A 20,030-nucleotide genomic window follows, 5' to 3' on the forward strand; every position below is an offset into this window, starting at 1 on the left:
CCGCCGATGCAGCCCTCATGATGCAGCTCGGCGCCGAAGGCGTGTTCGTTGGTTCTGGAATTTTCAAGTCCGGCAATCCGGCAAAACGTGCAGCAGCGATTGTACAAGCAGTCACAAACTACAAGGACGCCAAGCTCATTGCCAAGCTCTCCGAAGATTTGGGCGAAGCGATGGTCGGCATCAATGAAAACGAAATTGCACTGCTGATGGCAGAAAGGGGAAAGTAAATGAGCGAAGACAAAACAAACAACCACATTAAAATCGGCGTGCTCGCCGTGCAAGGTGCGTTTGCAGAGCACCGCCAGATTCTCGAAAAACTCGGCATCGAAACGTTTGAAATCCGCCAGCAGCGAGATATCGCTCAAGACTTCAACGGACTTATCCTCCCCGGCGGCGAAAGCACCGTACAAGGGAAACTTCTGCACGACCTTGGACTTTTTGAGCCTTTACGCGAGCGTATCGAAAGCGGATTCCCCACTTTCGGGACTTGCGCAGGTCTTATATTGCTTGCCGAAGAATTGAGCAACGATAGTCACACGTATTTCGCGACAACGCCCGTCACCGTGGAGCGTAACGCCTATGGCCGGCAGCTCGGGAGTTTCTACACCGAAGAAAATTTCGAGGGAATCGGGAAAATTCCGATGACGTTCATCCGAGCCCCGCTTATCAAGGATGCCGGCAAAGACGTCCAGATTCTCGCCAAAGTCAACGAGCAAATCGTCGCCGTCCAATATAAAAATCAGCTCGCGATTTCATTCCATCCCGAGCTGAACAGCGATTTAAGCCTTCATAAATACTTTGTCGAAAACATTGTCCAAGTGCATGCTGCAAATGCTTATAAAAAAGGAGAGGATGCCTCGGAACACTTTACTTCGGTAAGCTCACTTCGACATAGCGCAGTGCTTGCAGCACAAGCTCGACTCAGTGCATAATAAGATTCACAAGTGCATAAAAAAGCCCACCCACCGAAGCAGCAGCAATCACTACAAGAGCAATCATCATCCACTTGACGTACTTTGCAATACGAACAAATGTGGCCTTTTGATCTTTTGAAAAATGCTGGTAAGCGTTGAGTGCGGCCATAATAGTAAAGCCAACATCATCAAGCCAGCCAAAGAGGGGAACAACATCGGGCACGGCATCAACCGGAGCCAAATCATAAACAATTGCCATCATCGCGATAATCACAGAAAGAGCTTTCCAGATCACAGGAGAGCCTTCCTGCTTTTCTACAGCATCCTTCACTTTATGATAGCGACGTTCATTCATGTCGTTTACATCGTGAATTTCAACATCTTCAAAAACTTTTTCTTGAGGCATCAAAGGACCCATAAAAATTAAATGACTGTTTTAATATATACAAATGTAACAGAAAAAGACTATTGATTTTGACTGCCTTTGAAATTTTTTATTACATATATACCGTATATTTAAAAGCGGGACAGCTATGTCAAAACAGAATACATCCGGATTTTCAAGTGAACGCCAAATACCAGCCGATATTGAAGCAGAACGCAGCCTTCTTGGAGCGATTTTGCAAGATCCCGAAGTAATGGGCTCCGCAGTGATGACCATTACCGATGATGATTTTTTCTACTTGGAACGCCACCAGCTGATTTGGAACGCACTTTGCAATCTAAACAACTCTCTCACGCAGATTGATCTAGCAACTATTTCGGCTGAACTCACAAAGATGGATAAGCTCGATATTGTCGGTGGCAGGGAATATATATTTGATTTGATGGATGCCGTCGCATCGGCGGCGTACGTCCCGTGGCTGTTGGAACATCTTCGCAGTAAGGCGGTGCTCCGCAAGCTCATCCGCACGTCTTCTAGTATCATCGAAAAGTCGATGGATCCGTCTTCTGATCCCGACGATGTTTTGCAAGATGCCGAACGAGGCATTTTCGCCATTGCGGATAACCAAACCAAGAACACAGTCCAGTCGCTCGACAACTTTGTTACACCGCTTTTGGAACGTCTCAACAACCGTAGAGATGGCCTAACAGGTGTTCCCACAGGAATTACGGAACTCGACGAGTTCACGAACGGTCTCCAAAAATCAGACTTGATTATTTTGGCAGCACGGCCAGATATGGGCAAAACCTCTTTAGCCATGACTGTTGCAGCAAATGCGGCCATTAAATACGGCAAGAATGTCTTATTTTTCAGTCTCGAAATGGATGGAGTCCAATTTGCCCAACGTTTACTTTGCTCACAAGCTCAAATTGACCAGAGCCGACTGAGCAAAGGAAGACTCAATTCTGATGAAATAAAAAAACTTTGTGCATCAGTGCCACCAATTAACCAAGCTCCTATATTCGTGGATGACAGTGCTGATTTAAGCATCGAAGACATCATGAGCAAGGCTCGCCAATTAAAACGTAAAGGCCGTCTTGACTTGCTGGTTATCGACAACTTACAGTTAATGAATGCCGACACAAAAGAATGCCGTGCGGTCGCAAACGGAGAGATTGTACGAAAACTAAAGCAATTAGCCAAAGAACTGCAAATTCCAATAATCGCACTCGCACTATTAAGCAGCAAAGATTATGATCAATATCGTGATCGACCTCAGCTTTCGGACCTCCGCGAAGCAGGTTCTATTGAAATCTTTGCCGACATGGTGTGGTTTGTCGAACGCCCATTCATGCAAACATACAGAGACGAAGACCGCTACAAGGCGACACTCATTGTGGCCAAAAATCGTAACGGTTCCGTAAAAGATATTGACATGAGCTTTGTGCCAGAATTCACGACGTTCTACGACGCAATAGACTCGCAAGACGAAGTGGATGGCGACTACCAGTACGACGATGGAAATGGCGGTGAGCCTTCAACGGACTTTGGTGGATATTAAGCATTAACCGTCATTCAAATAAAATAAAAAGAACTATAAAAAACATCCCGTCGGATAAATCCGACGGGATATTTTGTTTGATATAAACAAGCCTACTTGAATTGCACTGGATCCTTCGACTCCATTCACTTCGACAGGCTCAGTGACCTTCGCTCAGGATGACACTTCTTTCAAAAAATCGGATAAGCGAGCAGAGCAAGGCCGCAGACCCCGAAGTCGTACAAATAGTACGGCGAGTGGGTCGAGAACGCCGCTATGCGAAGCTTAGACGATTTTTTTACCCGTGATAGAGTTTGCTCGTCTGATAATTCGGTTCAGACGTAAGGTTCACACCGAGGCGGCGGAAGACGCCCACATCCACCTGCGACAAGATGACGCTGGAGTGAACTTCGCAATGGCGGAGTTCCGGAAGCTTTTCGAGTGCAATCTTCGCGTTGTAATCCGTGAGAGCGCAAACAGAGAGTGCCACGAGAACTTCGTCCATGTGCAAGCGCGGATTCTTATGGCCAAGCTGCTTTGTCTTGAGGCTTTGAATCGGTTCAATCACCATCGGCGAAAGCAAACGAACTTCGTCAGGGATTTTCGCGAGATGTTTCAACGCATCGAGCAACGCAGCAGAAGAGGCTCCCAGCAACGAAGAAGTCTTGCCCGTGATAATGGCCCCATCGGCAAGTTCAATAGCAACCGCAGGGCCGTTCGTTTCTTCGGCCTTCGCAACTGCGGCAACAGCCACCTTTCGATCCGTCGCACTGATATGAGCCTGTTCCATCACTAGTTCAAGCTTATAGACTTGGTCTTTTTCGGCATTGCCCTTGCGCACTTGGCACAAAGTATTGTAGTAGCGGCGGATGATTTCGGCATTCGCGGCTTCGCACACAGCGGCATCGTCAATGATGCAGTTGCCCGCCATGTTCACGCCCATGTCCGTCGGGCTCTTGTACGGGGATTCACCGAGGATGCGCGTAAAGAGTGCGTTCAGCACCGGGAAGATTTCTACGTCGCGGTTGTAGTTAATCGTCGTCTGGCCGTAAGCTTCCAAGTGGAACGGGTCAATCATGTTCACGTCGTTCAAGTCAGCAGTGGCCGCTTCGTACGCGAGGTTCACCGGATGCTTGAGCGGAATGTTCCAAATCGGGAACGTTTCGAACTTGGCATAACCGGCCTTCACGCCGCGTTTGTTTTCGTGATAAATTTGCGAAAGGCAGACAGCCATCTTTCCACTTCCCGGACCCGGTGCAGTCACCACCACGAGTTCGCGAGTAGTTTCAACAAATTCATTTTTTCCATAACCGTCATCGCTTACGACCAAAGGAATATTGCTCGGATAACCGGCAATCGGATAATGGCGATAGACCTTGAGGCCAAGCGTTTCGAGTTTTTTCTGGTAAGCGACAGCACTCGGCTGTTCCTGCCAACGCGTGAGCACGACGCTGCTCACGTAGAGCCCATAACCACGGAACGCGTCAATCAAACGAAGTACATCTTGATCGTAAGTAATGCCGAGGTCACCACGGACCTTGTTCTTTTCGATATCGCCTGCGTTAATGGCGATGATGACTTCGGCCTTGTCCTTGATTTTTTCGAGCATGCGAATTTTGGAATCAGGAGCAAAGCCCGGCAATACGCGGCTTGCGTGATGGTCATCGAATAGTTTTCCACCAAATTCGAGATAAAGTTTTCCGCCAAATTTAGAGATACGTTCCCGAATTTTTTCAGATTGAGTTTTCAGATAAGCTTCGTTATCAAAACCAACTTTAAACATATATCAAATACCATTTTTTGAGTTTTCGTAAAAATAAAAAAATATAAACCACCATCTCAAGTCCAAAAAATTATTTTTTTGCCATATTTCTAAATTTAGAGCGAACATGTTTACTTATCGCTACAGAGAACTCGCTGTCGCCCTTGAAAAAAAAGGCGAAGTCCGTTCTGCACTCGCCAAAACGCTCCGAGTGAACCCCGAAGAAATTTTCAATTTGGAAATTGAACGTTTTTCGCTCGACTCCAGACGCAAAGGCGATTTACGTTGGTCGTACAACGTGGTTTTCGATTTAAAGCGAAAAATTCGTGCAACCGGGAACAACGCACGCGGACTCATCGAATCCAAAAGGGAAATCCGTTCGCTTGACGCAGAACCGGGAAACAGCACCGTTCCGATGCCAAGCCATGTCGATATCATCGGGGCTGGTCCTAGCGGACTTTGGGCAGCGTTGCACCTTTTGCGTAAAGGGTTCTCCGTCGATATTTACGAACAAGGAAAACAAGTCGAAGAGAGATTCCGCGACATCCGCAGGTTTTTTGTCGATCGCAAGTTCAACGCTTTTAGCAATGTACTTTTTGGCGAAGGCGGCGCAGGCGCATTCAGTGACGGCAAGCTCAACACACGCAGCCGCAACCTGTTCAGCGAAACAGTGCTCAAGGACATGGTGCAATTCGGCGTTGACGAAAGCGTCGTCACGTTTGCAAAACCGCACATTGGCACAGACAAACTCGTTCTAATGTTACGCAAGCTCCGTGCCGAAATCGTCAGGCTGGGCGGACAAATTCATTTTAGCACCACACTTGAAGATATCGAGATTAAAAACGGGCGGATTTGCGCGATAAAACTGAAAGAGACGAAAGACGAAAAACGTGGTTCGGCAAGCTCACCAACCGAGACGAAAGATGATGTCGCTATCGGCAATTGGAAACCGTGCGAGGCGTTGGTTTTGGCGGTTGGGCATTCGGCACGTAGCGTCTATGAACTGCTCCACGCTCGCGGTGTCCAGCTCGAAAGCAAAGCGTTTGCCATGGGCGTTCGCGTCGAACATCCGCAGATGCTCATCAACAGGCGGCAACTCGGAAACGTCGATACAAAGCTCACTGGAGCCGCAGAGTATTTTCTCGCGACACCGACACTCAACAAGACATCAAGTGCATACAGTTTTTGCATGTGCCCCGGCGGAGTCCTTGTGCCATGTGCGTCTGAACCGGGAACGCTTGCAACAAACGGCATGAGCTACAGCCGCAGAAACGGTGCATTTGCAAACGGAGCCATCGCAGTCCCCATCACGGCTGGCGCCGAAGGATTTGACATTCCATCAAGCGGTTCGCTTTTTGGCGGGCTCGACTTGCAGCGAAAAATCGAAAGCGATGCATACAACATAGGCGGAAAAGCTTACGCAGCTCCAGCACAAACTATAAAGAACTTCCTCGCCCACCGCGAAGACAAATCGCTCCCCAAAACCACCTACCCTTGCGGACTCACGCCAAGCAATTTGTGGGATTGGATAGACAAGACGATTTGCCAAAGCCTCGCCGAAGGATTCCAGAATTTTGACCGCAAAATTCCAGGATTCATAAACGAAGGCCTGATTGTCGCCCCAGAAACGCGCACCAGTTCGCCGCTCCGCATTCCTCGCAACAACGAAACGCTCGAAAGCGTCAATACAAAAGGCCTTTTCGTACTTGGCGAAGGAGCCGGTTACGCCGGCGGAATCGTCACCAGCGCCGCCGATGGCGTGAGACTTGCACATTTTGCGAAAAAGGAAATTAGGTAACAGGTGTTAGGTATTAGGTACATAATCGCGGCTTCGCCGCCTACACAATAAACATGTAAAGCATGCTTTTTTCCCCTATTCCCTACAACCTATAACCTAAAACCTAAAAAATGATCACACGTACTATCGACCGCAATTTCGCAAACATGCGCTTGGACCGTTTCCTCCGCAAAGCATTCCCCGAAGAATCACTATCGGTGTTCTTTGCAGTCATCCGCAAAAAGAAAGTCCGCGTGAACGGCGTTGTCGGCAAGGCAAACCAGATGCTCGTCGAAGGCGACGTGGTGAACATTTACGAGAATTTTAAAAGCGTAAGTGAAGATGACAAAAAAGGGGAAAGCCTTCCCCTCGCTTCCGCCGCCGAAGCGGCTCCCGCTACCCCTTCGAGCGGGGTCACCCCGCAACGCCCCGATGCAAAAAAGCCATCAGGTTTTGCAAAGAACAAGTCCACTTGGGGGACATCAAGCGAAAATCGAGAGACGTGGTTCGGCAAGCTCACCAACCGAGACGAGAGGTTACCTTCTTGGGGAGCCAAGGAATTGGATTTCATCATCCAAACCGAAGATTACGTTATCGTCAACAAGCCATCGGGACTTGCAAGCCAGCCCGGCAGCGGCACACGCCCCGGCGAAAGCCTTGTGGAATACCTTTGGGAATGGGGCAAAAACGAGAATCTTGATTTTAAGCCCACTATCGCCCACCGTCTCGACCAAGAGACCTCGGGCATGATTATCGCAGCACTCCACGGAGACACCCTCCGCGACTTTACACGCCTTATCCGCGAACACGAAGTCGATAAATATTACTTCGCTCTCGTCAAAGGGAATCTCAAAAAAGACCGCGGTACCATCAACGAATCGCTTTTACGCACAGACAACGCCAAGGGCAGCAAAATGCTCGTCGGGCAAGAAAACGACAAAGCGCAAACAGCCATCACGCACTACCGCGTCAAGCAGCATTACGAAGGCTACGACCTTGTGAAAATAAAGCTCGAAACAGGTCGTATGCACCAAATCCGTGCCCACTTTGCAAGCATCGGGCATCCGCTTTTAGGCGACACCCGTTACGGTGATTTTGCACTCAACCGTGAAGTCAAAAAACAATTCGGATTGAACCGACTTTTTTTGCACAGCTGCCGCTTAGAATTCGACTGGGAAGGTGAACACAAAGTGTTTGATTGCCCGCTCCCCAAAGAACTGCAAAGCGTTATCAAGCAGCTGAAGCCGCTTCACATAGAACGTCCAGAAAACAACTTCGAAAAAAGCCGCCGCAGGCGTTAAGCCTGTCACCCCGGATTTATTCCGGGGCCTGTTTTTTTTGAAAACGACAGAGCACAACAACCGATCCCGGCACTGGGGCCGGGATGACAATAAAGAAAAGAGCGGGATGACATTTTTTCGTCATTCTGGAGGGAGGTCTTCACCGCCCCGATAGAACCCATTAAGATATTCATGGACACTATCGACACTTTGTGCCTCCAGGGAGACAGTTCCAGTTTAAACTAGCCCCGAACTAGCGGGAAGTCGAATTGGATGCTTCGCGGAGTCGCGAACTTATCAAATGCAATTTCGTAGCAAAAGTTTTTTTCATCGACAACGCGGACCGTTCCAGCACCGAAAATCTTGTGAACTACGCGGTCACCCACATTAAACGCTGCCGCAGGTGCTTTTTTAACACGCCCTAGACTTTCGTCACTCAAAAAATCACGTTCCTGATCGACATTTGCAATATGCGCCTTGGCGGCGTCAAGCAAATCTTCAGAAAATCCGCGAGCGATATCCAGCCCGCCCATATCCATTTCGAGCAAGAACCGTGACGGATAACGCGTTCCGCTCTCCCCTGCCACGCCATCTTCGGCATCGCTTAGGCAAAGCACATTCTCGGCACGCGTGAACGCCACATACGCAAGTCTGCGTTCTTCTTCAAGTTGCACCTTGTTCTGCACACGTTTCACCGGGAAAAAGCCCTCGTTCAAACCGCATACAAAAACCTGTGGAAATTCAAGCCCTTTCGCGTTATGAATCGTCATAAGCTGCACACGATCCTTTTCTTCGGCATCTTCATCGACGTTCGTGAACAGCACGATATTTTGCAGATACTCGTCCAGCGACGCATCTTCTTCGTAGTAATTTTCGAATTCCAGAATACCCTGCTTGAGTTCCGCGAGGTTGTCCAAACGGTCTTCGTCGCCATCCAAACGCAGCATTTCTTCGTACTTCGTTTCACGCAAAATCTTCGCCAAAATTTCTGAAACGCTCATGTCCCTGTAGCAAGAGCGATACTTTTCAATCAGCTTCACATACTCGATAACGTTGCTCCGAGCCAAGAATCCCTTGCAGTCAAAATCAATCTTCTGGCGATCATTCCCTACTGACGACATTTCCGCCTGCGACGAGATATCGGCAGCCACGGTATCCAAGAGTCCCGCCTCCGCGACAATCTCCAGCAAAGCTTCATACAGCCCGACGCCACGAGCATCCGCAAACGCCTGCAAAATGGAAATCTTGCGAGGCCCGAACTGACGCTTAGGCGTATTCACCGTCCGCAAGAACGACAAATCGTCCGCATACACGAGCATGCGCAAATAACAAATGACATCCTTGATTTCCTTGCGCTGGTAGAACCCGACACCGCTATAAACTTTGTACGGAATATTCTCCGCCATCAACGCTTCTTCAACTGAACGCGACTGCGAATGCATCCGGTACAACACCGCGATATCCTTATAATGCATGCCACCCGCACTCTGCACAGCGTTCTGGATGCGTTCCACAATCCATTTAGCCTCTTCACGAGTGTTCTTCGCATGGTAAAACACAGGCGTTTTTCCACCGGCGCGCACCGGCTTCAAAACCTTTTCGATTCTGAACTCATTATTCTTGATAACCGCATCCGGCACCTTTAAAATGCTCGGCGTAGAACGGTAATTGTTCTGCAACAAAATCGTCTTTGTGCCTTTATGGAATTGGTCAAATTCAAGAATGCGATTGACATCTGCACCGCGCCATCCATAAATGGTCTGGTCCGGGTCGCCCACCACAAATAAATTCTTGTGATAGCTCGAAAGCAAATCCGCCAACTGATACTGTTGCCCGTCGATATCCTGATACTCATCGACCATCACATACATCATCCGCTTGCGCCACTTGTCGAGCTGTTCCGGGAAACTTTGAAGGATGTAAAGCGTCACCAGAATCAAGTCATCAAAATCAAGAGCGTAATTCTTTTTCTGCTCGTAAAGATAGCGGTAATAAACCTTCATCCACTTGTCATCGGCTTCATCCGACAATTCCAGCAAATGATCTTTGGGCATCTCGCGGCTTTCCTCGCGGTCACCCTCACTCAAACCAATATCACTCTCCGAAGGCAATTCCGCAAAAAGCGAAACGTAATCCAAGTCATTCGCCTTGCGGCCCCCGATAAAATCAAGAGCACTGCTGATTTTCAAATCCTTGAGCGAAAATCCGAGATCCGCATACGCCTTTCGCAATAGCGACTTCTGGTCGTCTTCGTCCAAAATCATGAACTCTTTCGGGTAGTTGAGCACATGGATTTCTTCACGCAAAAAACGCACACAAAAACCGTGAAACGTCGAAATATAGCCGCTGTCGTCCCCGCCGAGAATCGAACGGATTCGCTTTTTCATTTCGTTCGCCGCTTTGTTCGTAAACGTCACGCACAAAATATTCGCAGGAGAAATTCCCATCTCCTTCACGAGGTACAAATAGCGGTGCGTCAGAGTCCGCGTCTTGCCCGAACCCGCCCCCGCCACAACACGCACATAGCCCTCAGTCGTCTCGACCGCCTCCAGCTGTTCCTTGTCCAAACGGGAACGCTCCCTCTCAAGGGATTCAACGACCGAAGTTTTCATTTCTTGAGCGAGAGCCATACGCGACCTGCATTATAGTGAACATTTGTTTTACTGCACAAAAATATAGTAATTAAATGGATAAGTAGAACTTTTTTGTTGTTAATGGAATGTTGACAAGAACCGTGCTTTTAAGTGTCATTGAATCCTGTCGAATCACCAAAAACCCTTTTAAAGTCCTTTTTGTTTAAAGTTTTAAACATCAGGCGGTGCTTCAACATTAAAGTTCTACATAGCCTTAAATTTGGACTCAGCCGTCTAATCACGCACACAGCGGATTGTAAACGCATATTGCTTATCAATAGTGCCCATAGAAACACCTTTTTCATTAGAGTGATTTGAATTATTGAGACGCATGTGATATGCTTCATTGGAATTGCTTTCTATGGAACTCCAATAATTTACCGGTGGGTTGCAAAATCCGCTTTTACCGCTAGCTTCCATATTGCAGCTCGGATATGCAGAAAAACCAAAATCATCCGTTCCATTATCAACCCAATTAAAATCATCATCCCAACCTTTGGCCGACATAAGTTTTGAGGCCGCATAGTATCCGCCTCCAGCTGTTTCTATTAAACTATTCCATTCCGCAAGCGTTGGCAAATGCCAACCAGAAGGGCAAACGCCACGAACCGGGAATGTCGGGAGGCATGTTTCTCCATCGCCGCAACCCTTCCCATTTGCGCTAAAGAAACCCGCGCTGTCCATTGCCGCACCCCACGTATAAAAGCGACCTAATTTTTCACAATATTGAGTAGAATCATGGTAACAAAAACTTCCTTCAGTCTTAAAATTGAGATTTTCTGCCATCCAAATTTGGTCACCAATTTTTGTAGTCCTGTATGTTTGACCATCACGGATGTCAGTCACGACTTGCTGTATTCCGTAAGACAATGAGTCTGCGCTTTGTGACGGCTTTTCTGCAATTTCAACATCCGAATTACGATCTGACGAAGTTGCTTCCTCATCTTTCACGCAGCGAATCGGAATATCATCACGTCTAGGATTTTGATCAATGCCTATCTCCATTTTTCCATTCGAATAATCGATGATAAACATTTCATGCGCATAGTCTGCATCTTCGCGAGACTTGACAGAACTCCAGAAAGCAGAGGACCCTCCACATACAGTTTCAACACTGTTTTCATTACAAAGAACAGTTCCCTCGTCAAGAACCATGTTGAACCCGTTTCTAGTTGTAGATAAAAGAATTTTGATCGCTGCATTTCCACCGCCCAATTCAGAAATCAAAGTGTTCCATTCTGTCGTATCCGGCAAATGCCAGCCTATAGGGCAAATTCCCTGCACCAGGGATTCCTTAATATTCTCTTGAGTGTATGCATCGCCCATTGCCGTTTTCCACGTATAAAGTCCAGCATTTTGGCAATACCCTCTTAGGCAATCGTCATCGAATTCAGCTTCAAAAGCCAAATCTTCCGCCATCCAAGTTTGCTTGCCATAAGTCACCGTCTTGTAGGCATGTCCATCACGAATATCGATAAACTGATTTTGCTTTTGTCCCAAAGGCGGCGTTTTCTTTCCGATAAATTCATTTTTAGCAGAAGGATTATCTTTAAGGCAACGAACAGAATACATATTGTTCTTGTTTTCGGCAAGCAAAAACGCATTATCGCTTTCGCTACGTAACCCCATATAATACGCTAGGCTATCATTGTAGTAATCCGAAACCCAGAAGAACGTTCCTCCTTCCATACTGAAACTATCACCAAATTTTCTGTAACCACTATACAACGCAGAAAAGCCTGAAGAACCAGTTGCATTTACACGTCGTTTTTCATCTGTTTTCCAATCCTCAAATGATTTAAGAGCTATCGCTGCCGAAGCTTGACCCCCAAGAGTTGTGAAAAGATCGTTCCAATCATTTTGTGTCGGTAAATGCCACCCTGTAGGGCACGCTTCAACCGCAGCAGACCATGTATAAAGGTGACCTTTTTCTATACAGTTGATTAAACAATTGTCATAGCAGGCACTATTCGCTATATCGTAATTGAGGTTTTCCGCCATCCAGATTTGCTCACCGATTTTTGCGGTTTTGTAAACTTGACCATCGCGCGGGTCCACCATCTGCATATCAGTAACCGCAATAGAATCGACAACGGGAGACTCGTTCTTGGTGCCAACGCATGATACCAATAAACCAAAAGCAGATAACAAAAATATTTTCCTATTCATCTTTTGCGTTCTCCCTAATCGGAATCCTTAACACAGCGAACTGAACGTCCATAATAATTATGATTTCTATTTGAAGAAACTGTGTAACTGTATAGCGCTTTCAGATATATGTAATATGGACTATGGTCCCATTCAGAAGAGGTCCAAAATTCAGCATATTCACCTACGGAGCCAAACTTGTGCTTGTCATGCCAACCTTCAACAGGAATTGCATTAAATCCGTAATCATCTGAACCATTTCCATTTGCCCAACACCAGTTCTTGCATGTCTTCCAACCGCTTGTGGATTTCAGACGCTGACTTGCCGTAAGACGCCCGCCCACAGATTCAAACAAAGTATTCCATTCAGCCATATCGGGCAAATGCCAACCCGTCGGGCATGCCTTCATGGCATCGTCCCAATTGTAAAAACGGCCATATTTAGGACAGTTGCGATAATCACTATTGTAGCAATCACTTTCTTCTGTTTCGTAATTTAAGTTTTGCGCCATCCAAGTTTGCGGACCGATTTTTACAGTCTTGTAAACCTGACCATCGCGGGGATCGGTTATAGAATCTTTGACAACACTTGATGGAAGTACAGTCGAAGAATCCTTGCTTTGAGAAGGCTTATTTTTCAAGCAACGGACAGAAATTGCATCCCGGTTACTACTTAAAACATAAGAAGCTCGTTTATCATTTCCTTCTATCACTACAAGGGCGTTGCTAAAACTAGGATTCATCGATACGGACCAAAAATAAGCTTTTTCACCGACTCCGTTATGAACATTTGGTTTCCCAAAAATTTCATCATAATAATCGGATCTGCCAGCTGGCAATGCTGAAAATTCATATTCATCCGTGCCATTCCCATTTTTTATCCAGCCACTTTTAGACTTGAGCACATTTGCTGCCGTTGCCTTTCCGCCCACAGTGTTGAACAAAGTATTCCATTCCTCTTCAGTCGGCAAATGCCAATCGGTTGGGCAGGCGTTCATAGCCTCGCCCCATTCGTAAAGGCGACCGTATTTAGCACAACTATCGATATCCCGATGGCATGTACTGAAATCCGTTTTATACTTGAGGTTTTCCGCCATCCACGTCTGTTCCCCGATAGTCACAGTCCTGTAAGTTTGTCCGTCACGGAAATCTACGAGGAAATTCCCGTTCAAGGCAGGAATGACAGATGAAGAAGTGATGATCGTGTTGACAGAGGAAGAACTTAGCCCCGAAATAGAGTTTTCTTCTTCGTCCTGTACGCAACGGACCGATAATCCGCTTTTTTCATATTCGGTGCCTGTGCAATAACTGAGATTGGCATAATCCTTATCAGCGCGTAGTTCCATAATATCTGGAGCACTCTTGTAGTAACCTGTAGAACTCCAAAATAGGGCTTTTTTTCCCAATTCCTCACCAAGACCATTACTCCAAAATCCTGCAGGAACAGCATTAAAGCCAAAGTAATCATGACCGTTTCCACCAGATTTACAAGTTCTTCGCAAAAAGTGATGACCATAATCGCATTTTTCCCAGCCACTCTTGGATTTTAAGGCATCTCCCAATGTTGATCTTTCCTTCACTGCATCAAATAAAGTTTGCCATTCTGTTTCCGTCGGCAAATGCCAACCTGCAGGACACACGCCTCGCAGCGGATATTTCGGAGGGCAAGGCTTGCAGTAGCCACAGTCTTCATCGTCGTTTTTATACAAACGGACACTGTCCAATGCAGCGGACCACAGGTAGAGTCGGCCATATTTGACGCAGTTGCTATCGGCATTGTTATAGCAAAAACTGTTCGGTGATTTGAATCTCAAATTTTCGGCCATCCAATTCTGCGAACCGATTTTCACGGTTTTGTAAGTTTGTCCATCGCGGTAATCGACAAGCGTACCTCTAGCAATATCCTTGGCACAACGGACTGACAATCCAAAATCACTAGATTCTCTAATTGTTTTTATTTCAGGACTGTAATACGAGAAAAGCAATCCTCTTGGATTATTCGTTGCATCATCATCAAAAGTAGACCAGAACAATGCGTAAGATTCTTCGCGGCTATAACTTCCGTCGCTATACCTGAAACCAGACGGGATTGCAGAAAATCCGAAATCATCAACAGCTGCGCCGGTTCCTTCGCCAAACCATCCTGTCACACTCTTGAGACGTTTGCCCGCCAAGAATTTTCCACCAGCAGCAGAAATCAATCCTTCCCATTCAAATAGCGTCGGCAAATGCCAACCTGCGGGGCATACGCCATGCTCATGGTTCGAAGACGCACTATCCATTGTGCTTGCCCATGTGTAAAGGCGACCATATTTGTTGCAATTCTTTTTATCATCACCAAAGCAATAGCTATTGGATATTTTATAGTTCAGGTTTTCGGCCATCCATATTTTGGAACCAATCGTTATTGTTTTATAAATATGCCCGTCACGAGAGTCCGTCATCGTCCCTTTTGTTACCAAGACTTCGGAACTGCTAGAAGAAAAAGCCGAAGAAGATGACGTTGCCGAGGACATTGTTTTTTCATTACCATTTTTCAATTCACCTTCAACACAACGAATAGGACGTTTAGCCCCATGGTAATCAACTCCAAACATAGCCCCGTTACTGTAATAACTCAAATACACCGCATACACTTGTTCTTCGGAAACCTCAGATGAACTCCAAAAAGAGGCGTAACCATTGCTCAATTTTTCATTTTTAGAAGCTGGGCCAAGTTCAATAGGTTGTGCCGAAAATCCGTATTTATCAGAGCCGTTTCCGCCATTATACCAACCTGCTGTAGACTTGAGTGCTTTCCCTGCTAATCCTTTTCCACCCACGGCGTCGAATAAAACATTCCAATCCGTGGAATCTGGCAAATGCCAACCCGTAGGACACGCTTCATTTGCTGCATCCCAAGTATAAAGGCTACCATACCGAAGACAATTGCTAAGAAGATCATCATGGCAAAAACTCGTTTTAATTGTAGACTTGATTTCTCTTACGTTTTTTCCTCGTTTGCCTGAAATCTGATGTGTTACGATTTTTTTTGAAGTTTCGTAATTTAAGTTTTCTGCCATCCATGTTTGAGAGCCGATGCGTACGGTCTTGTAAATTTGGCCGTCACGCGAGTCTGTCATGGAACCGAAATTTTTCGCAACATTGCAAGGCGCTTGCACGGCAAAAATAAAAATGCAAATGATATAAAATAAAATAACACGATTATACATAAGTCGCAATATACTAATTTAATTAGCTACAAATACAGCAGTGAACTTGAGTCCTTGTAAAATTACTTGCTCGCTTGCTGTTGTAAGAATTGATGTAAGCCACTTGTTCGCCCACCACGTCTTACCATAACTTCCAAAATCCATGCGAGCAAATATAGTGAAACCTGTTCAAACAAACAAATTAAATTTGGATAAGTAGAACTTTTTTGTTGTTAATGGAATGTTGACAAGAACCGTGCTTTTAAGTGTCATTGAATCCTGTTGAATCACCAAAAGCCCTTTTAAAGTCCTTTTTGTTTAAAATTTTAAACATCAGGCGGTGCTTCAACATTAAAGTTCTACATAGCCAATTAAATAGGCTCTGTCAGGCCATTTTGTACAATCGGGCGGTCTTAGCAAAAAACGGTTTCGTAAGCCCATCCAAAACTGTTTTTTGGCTACGGAATTGCAGAATTTTCGCTGAAAAAGGCAATCTGACCGCCGCAGCGTTTTCGCAGTTTTTGTAAAAAAGTACGGATTAGCCAGACAGAGCCGTATGCGCGATGAAACATAAAAAGTTATATTGGGTATAATGATAATGGAACTTCGAATTATATCATTATACGTACACAAATAAAGATCCACAATATTTGCAAGCTGCATGGTGAAAAATTTATTAGTTATTTGCCTTGTGTTGTTTGGTTGTCATTCGACTCGTCACCTTTATAGTTATGAGCCGATTCCTCTTGATAAGGAATGGCAGAAATCCCTAGATGAGGATTTCGACGGTTACCTGACCCATTTTACGGAGCTGGATGCATCAAGAGATGGCTATTATCTGGTGTATGACCCTAGATGGGATGCGGTTGTTCCAAGTGCATTCCTTTTCTTCTACGGCAGAAATGACTCTGTTTCCATATGTCCTTTTGAGGATACTTGTAAAACATATGAAATTCGACAGGATGATTTTCCCGTAGATGCTTTAGACTTTGCACAACCTTTGCGTCCGTATAGCTTTAGTCAGGATACGACAATGCGAATATATGGGTTTAAAAAGACAAAAAATGAGAAAAAATATTATTTGTTGTATAAATTGGACGCTTGTGAAGGCGAACAGTGTTCTATAAGTACGAAAATATTCAATCAGTTTAGTAGTCTTGTGACAACTTTGTACGAATCCAATGCCTTGAACGAAAACCGGTAATCAGACTTCATTGCGGAAGACTTGTACGAAAAGCTCAAGCAAAATCTTCTGGAAAAACAATCAAGTCTGGGACGTGGGTACCATGATCCGTTAGCAAATAATCCTTGATTTGTAAGCCCATCCAAAACTGTTTTTTGGCTACGGAATTGCAGAATTTTCGCTGAAAAAGGCAATCTGACCGCCGCAGCGTTTTGGCAGTTTTTGTAAAAAGTACGGATTAGCCAGACAGAGCCATTAATTAAAAAAGTAGGACTTTCTTGTTGTGGATAAGTCGATAGCCTAAATGGTCGAATTTCTCGATTTATAACGACTCATGTTTAAAATTTTAAACACTTGGGGTTACTTCAACACCAAAGTGCTACATCGCCAATTATTTTTTTGAGAGGGAAAATTTATCATTTCAATTACGGCTACGGGTCACCAAGTATCATATAGCGGCATAAAAAAGACATTGCAAGTCTCTTTTTACATATTATATTTTCACTATAACCATTCATTTCACAAAGGGGAATTCCATGATTATCGTCAATACAGACTACATTAGCGGCAAAGAAATTGAAACCATCCAGCTCGTCAAGGGGAGTATCGTCTTTTCGAAGAATGTTGTCCGAGATGTTTTCGCAGGGCTCAAGACTCTCATCGGTGGAGAAATCGCAGGTTATAGCGAAATGATGAGCCAAGCCCGTCAAAAAGCGACAGAACGCATGATGAACGAAGCCGCTATGATTGGGGCTGATGCTATCGTAAATGTGCGGTACGCCACGAGCAACTTGATGGCAAGCGCAGCCGAGGTCATCGCCTACGGAACAGCCGTCCGTTTCAAAAATAGCTAAAGGAACAAACCTGAATTTTGAGCAAAAAAAGTGACTATTATAGTAGCAAGAGCCCAATAGGCCGTCACAAAAAGTACAGCTTTTTTTCGGCTACCTTCAAGACGAATTTCAGGCAACGTTTGCACACAACATATCTGACACAGATCAAACAAAACCCAAGCAAGGTTGACAATAGCCAAGCATAGACCGATTCGATGCGGTGCGACAAGGGCAATCAAAGTCAAATAAATCTTTATGCTTCCTGAAGCTTGATTCAAAAGCATAAAGTTATGAACCCCGACAAAACCACCTAAACAGGCCGCAATAGCCATTCGAGTTCGGTTTCGAGGCTTCAAGTCACTCAAGTCCATTTCGTTCTCCCATATACCAAAGCCAAAGGTAAAAAGATTCTTAGCATTAAAAAATTTTTTACTTCTTACATTTTACACCCGTGATTCAAATCACAAACCTTTCTATTTTTATTCAAACCTTTCTATTTTTATTATATGGCAAATTCATTACATTTCGGAAAATTCGCGGCAGTACTCCCCGCTGGTGGCCTCGGCAAGCGCATGGGAGGCAACATTCCTAAGCAGTTGATGCAACTGGGCAACAAACCTGTTTACCAGTATTCCCTCGAAACTTTTCTCAAGATGGACGAGATTGCAGAGGTCGTCATGGCAGTGCCCGCCGACTGGAAGGACTATTTCGAAAAAGAACTTTTTGGAATGTTTTCAAGCCGTTTCGGCAAGCTCAATGAATTTATCAAAAACAAATTAAAAATTGTAGTCGGCGGAAAAGAACGCTGGCAGTCCGTGGAGAACGGCGTAAACGCACTTACTAGCGATGCAGAATACGTCCTCGTCCACGATGTTGCACGCCCGTTCGTCAGTGAAAATATTATCCGCGATGTCTGCGAAACGCTCATCAACAAAGGCAGTTGCCTCGTTGCAAAACCCGCCATCGACACTATCAAAATTGCAAGCGATGGCCGCGTCGAAAGCACCATCGACCGCAATAAAGTTTGGCTCGCACAGACGCCGCAAGCGGCACGCATCGACTTGCTCAAGAGCCTTTACGCCCGCATCGCAAAAGAACCGCTGAACTTTACTCCGACCGACGAAGCAAGCATTCTCGAATTCTTTGGCGAACCCGTCTATATCGTCAAAGGCGAATCCTCCAACGACAAACTCACCACGCCCGAAGACTTCGAAATCTTTGCCAACCGAGTCGCACAAAAATCCTCGTTTTAAACACAGAAAACGCCAAAATAACGAAAAAATGATACCAAATCAGAAATTTTTCGAAATTTGGTAACACATTTTTTCATTTATCTGTAGCAAAAATCTACTTTTCAGGTCAAATACTGACGTATTCCAACGTTTTTGTCCCCAAACGATCCAATTTTTTAGACAAAAAGTGCGAAAAAGAGGTATTTTCGATTAGTTTATTCTCAAATTATGCTACCAAAACATCTTTTTTTGATTGTTTGGTATCATTTTTTCACAAAAAACACCCCAACGATTAGCTCTGCTTTGTCACCTCGGACTAGGGTTGGTGAGTTTCGACAGGCTCACCTTTTTTCTATATTTACGCCGAAAATTCATCGATTTGGCAAATGGATCCATTACAATGTCACATCGAGATTGCAACGGTCCCATACTGGGACCTCGCAATGACAAAGTTTGAAATAAGAGGAAAAGATGAAAGTTTCTTTGAATTGGCTTAGACGTCACGTTGACCTTCCGGAATCTGCGGAAGATGTCGCAAAGGCGCTCACCTCCATCGGTCTCGAAGTTGAAGGCATGGAAGAACCGGGCAAGGTCTATGACAAGTTGCTCGTTGCAAAGGTTCTCACTTGCGATCCGCACCCGGATAGCGATCACTTGCACATCACTACCGTGAACGACGGCACGAACACCATCCAGGTGGTTTGCGGAGCCCCGAACGTCGCTGCAGGCCAGACGGTTGTGCTCGCCCCGATTGGCGCAGAACTCCCGCTCCCCGACGGCACCAAGCTCAAGATGAAGAAATCCAAGATTCGCGGCGTCGAAAGCTTCGGCATGATTTGCGCCGAAGATGAAATCGGACTTTCTGACGACCACGGTGGAATCATGGTTCTCGACGATTCCATCCCGGCTGGTACGCCGTTCGTAAGCCTCGGCATGTACGACGTTTGCTACGAATTGAACGTCACGCCGAACCGCCCGGACGCTCTTAGCCACCGCGGTGTCGCACGCGAACTCGCCGCCAAGTTCAACCGCCCGCTCAAGCCGCTCGCCTACGAACTCAAGGAAGATTCCGAAGCTGCAAGTTCCGCCGTGCAAAATTTTTTTGAGCGGCTCTTCTCGTCCGTGAGCGACAAAAATTTTTTGAAAATCCTA

13 protein-coding genes and 2 pseudogenes are annotated in these 20,030 nt (G+C 45.7%); 9 read left to right on the forward strand and 6 right to left on the reverse strand.

Annotated elements, in window-relative coordinates:
* Positions 1-227: pseudogene (locus tag IKG78_RS03585) on the forward strand (pyridoxal 5'-phosphate synthase lyase subunit PdxS); the annotation flags it as partial.
* A gap of 27 nt (positions 228-254) precedes the next feature.
* Positions 255-812, forward strand: a pseudogene (gene pdxT, locus IKG78_RS03590) (pyridoxal 5'-phosphate synthase glutaminase subunit PdxT); the annotation flags it as partial.
* 109 nt (positions 813-921) lie between these two features.
* On the opposite strand, the gene IKG78_RS03595 reads toward pdxT, so the two are convergent.
* Positions 922-1,320, reverse strand: a complete 399-nt coding sequence (locus IKG78_RS03595) for a DUF1232 domain-containing protein (RefSeq protein ID WP_290939422.1) — start codon at positions 1,318-1,320, stop codon at positions 922-924.
* Between the two features lie 127 nt (positions 1,321-1,447).
* On the opposite strand from IKG78_RS03595, the gene dnaB reads away from it, so the two are divergent.
* Positions 1,448-2,860 (forward strand): replicative DNA helicase, encoded by a 1,413-nt coding sequence (gene dnaB, locus IKG78_RS03600; RefSeq protein ID WP_290939425.1) that lies wholly within the window; start codon positions 1,448-1,450, stop codon positions 2,858-2,860.
* 277 nt (positions 2,861-3,137) lie between these two features.
* Here the strand turns inward: dnaB and IKG78_RS03605 are convergent, their stop codons facing one another.
* Complete coding sequence (locus IKG78_RS03605; RefSeq protein WP_290939428.1) at positions 3,138-4,622, reverse strand: DUF1846 domain-containing protein; 1,485 nt, start codon at positions 4,620-4,622, stop codon at positions 3,138-3,140.
* Between the two features lie 106 nt (positions 4,623-4,728).
* On the opposite strand from IKG78_RS03605, the gene IKG78_RS03610 reads away from it, so the two are divergent.
* Together IKG78_RS03610 and IKG78_RS03615 are read left to right on the forward strand one after the other, a co-directional pair.
* A complete protein-coding gene (locus IKG78_RS03610) occupies positions 4,729-6,399 on the forward strand; it encodes an FAD-dependent protein (protein ID WP_290939432.1) in 1,671 nt (556 codons plus the stop codon).
* A 110-nt stretch (positions 6,400-6,509) separates the two neighbouring features.
* On the forward strand, positions 6,510-7,679 hold the full coding sequence (locus IKG78_RS03615; RefSeq protein ID WP_290939436.1) for an RluA family pseudouridine synthase: 1,170 nt from the start codon (positions 6,510-6,512) through the stop codon (positions 7,677-7,679).
* 221 nt (positions 7,680-7,900) lie between these two features.
* Here IKG78_RS03615 and IKG78_RS03620 read toward each other — a convergent pair whose 3' ends face one another.
* The 3 genes from IKG78_RS03620 to IKG78_RS03630 form a co-directional block, all read right to left on the reverse strand.
* Complete coding sequence (locus tag IKG78_RS03620) at positions 7,901-10,288, reverse strand: UvrD-helicase domain-containing protein (RefSeq protein WP_290939440.1); 2,388 nt, start codon at positions 10,286-10,288, stop codon at positions 7,901-7,903.
* A gap of 237 nt (positions 10,289-10,525) precedes the next feature.
* A complete protein-coding gene (locus tag IKG78_RS03625; RefSeq protein WP_290939443.1) occupies positions 10,526-12,460 on the reverse strand; it encodes an FISUMP domain-containing protein in 1,935 nt (644 codons plus the stop codon).
* 14 nt (positions 12,461-12,474) lie between these two features.
* Complete coding sequence (locus tag IKG78_RS03630) at positions 12,475-15,561, reverse strand: fibrobacter succinogenes major paralogous domain-containing protein (RefSeq protein WP_290939446.1); 3,087 nt, start codon at positions 15,559-15,561, stop codon at positions 12,475-12,477.
* 730 nt (positions 15,562-16,291) lie between these two features.
* Between IKG78_RS03630 and IKG78_RS03635 the strand changes: the two genes are divergently transcribed.
* Positions 16,292-16,834, forward strand: coding sequence for a hypothetical protein (locus IKG78_RS03635; RefSeq protein WP_290939449.1), 543 nt, complete (start codon positions 16,292-16,294; stop codon positions 16,832-16,834).
* 515 nt (positions 16,835-17,349) lie between these two features.
* Complete coding sequence (locus IKG78_RS03640) at positions 17,350-17,667, forward strand: YbjQ family protein (protein WP_290939452.1); 318 nt, start codon at positions 17,350-17,352, stop codon at positions 17,665-17,667.
* Here IKG78_RS03640 and IKG78_RS03645 read toward each other — a convergent pair.
* On the reverse strand, positions 17,664-18,017 hold the full coding sequence (locus IKG78_RS03645) for a hypothetical protein (protein ID WP_290939455.1): 354 nt from the start codon (positions 18,015-18,017) through the stop codon (positions 17,664-17,666). The genes IKG78_RS03640 and IKG78_RS03645 overlap by 4 nt on opposite strands.
* 135 nt (positions 18,018-18,152) lie before the next feature.
* Here IKG78_RS03645 and ispD point away from each other — a divergent pair, with 135 nt between their 5' ends.
* On the forward strand, positions 18,153-18,899 hold the full coding sequence (gene ispD / locus IKG78_RS03650) for a 2-C-methyl-D-erythritol 4-phosphate cytidylyltransferase (RefSeq protein ID WP_290939458.1): 747 nt from the start codon (positions 18,153-18,155) through the stop codon (positions 18,897-18,899).
* A gap of 450 nt (positions 18,900-19,349) precedes the next feature.
* Positions 19,350-20,030: YtpR family tRNA-binding protein (ytpR, locus tag IKG78_RS03655; RefSeq protein ID WP_366074697.1), on the forward strand; the 681-nt coding region annotated here is incomplete at its 3' end.

It is taken from the genome of Fibrobacter sp., from assembly GCF_017545445.1.
Classification (GTDB): domain Bacteria; phylum Fibrobacterota; class Fibrobacteria; order Fibrobacterales; family Fibrobacteraceae; genus Fibrobacter.

What these genes read in the sequence shown, in the direction of transcription:
- IKG78_RS03595 (WP_290939422.1), bottom strand. Translation starts at nt 1,320, where the DNA reads ATGCCTCAAGAAAAAGTTTTTGAAGATGTTGAAATTCACGATGTAAAC.
- dnaB (WP_290939425.1), top strand. Translation starts at nt 1,448, where the DNA reads ATGTCAAAACAGAATACATCCGGATTTTCAAGTGAACGCCAAATACCA.
- IKG78_RS03605 (WP_290939428.1), bottom strand. Translation starts at nt 4,622, where the DNA reads ATGTTTAAAGTTGGTTTTGATAACGAAGCTTATCTGAAAACTCAATCT.
- IKG78_RS03610 (WP_290939432.1), top strand. Translation starts at nt 4,729, where the DNA reads ATGTTTACTTATCGCTACAGAGAACTCGCTGTCGCCCTTGAAAAAAAA.
- IKG78_RS03615 (WP_290939436.1), top strand. Translation starts at nt 6,510, where the DNA reads ATGATCACACGTACTATCGACCGCAATTTCGCAAACATGCGCTTGGAC.
- IKG78_RS03620 (WP_290939440.1), bottom strand. Translation starts at nt 10,288, where the DNA reads ATGGCTCTCGCTCAAGAAATGAAAACTTCGGTCGTTGAATCCCTTGAG.
- IKG78_RS03625 (WP_290939443.1), bottom strand. Translation starts at nt 12,460, where the DNA reads ATGAATAGGAAAATATTTTTGTTATCTGCTTTTGGTTTATTGGTATCA.
- IKG78_RS03630 (WP_290939446.1), bottom strand. Translation starts at nt 15,561, where the DNA reads ATGACAGACTCGCGTGACGGCCAAATTTACAAGACCGTACGCATCGGC.
- IKG78_RS03635 (WP_290939449.1), top strand. Translation starts at nt 16,292, where the DNA reads ATGGTGAAAAATTTATTAGTTATTTGCCTTGTGTTGTTTGGTTGTCAT.
- IKG78_RS03640 (WP_290939452.1), top strand. Translation starts at nt 17,350, where the DNA reads ATGATTATCGTCAATACAGACTACATTAGCGGCAAAGAAATTGAAACC.
- IKG78_RS03645 (WP_290939455.1), bottom strand. Translation starts at nt 18,017, where the DNA reads ATGGACTTGAGTGACTTGAAGCCTCGAAACCGAACTCGAATGGCTATT.
- ispD (WP_290939458.1), top strand. Translation starts at nt 18,153, where the DNA reads ATGGCAAATTCATTACATTTCGGAAAATTCGCGGCAGTACTCCCCGCT.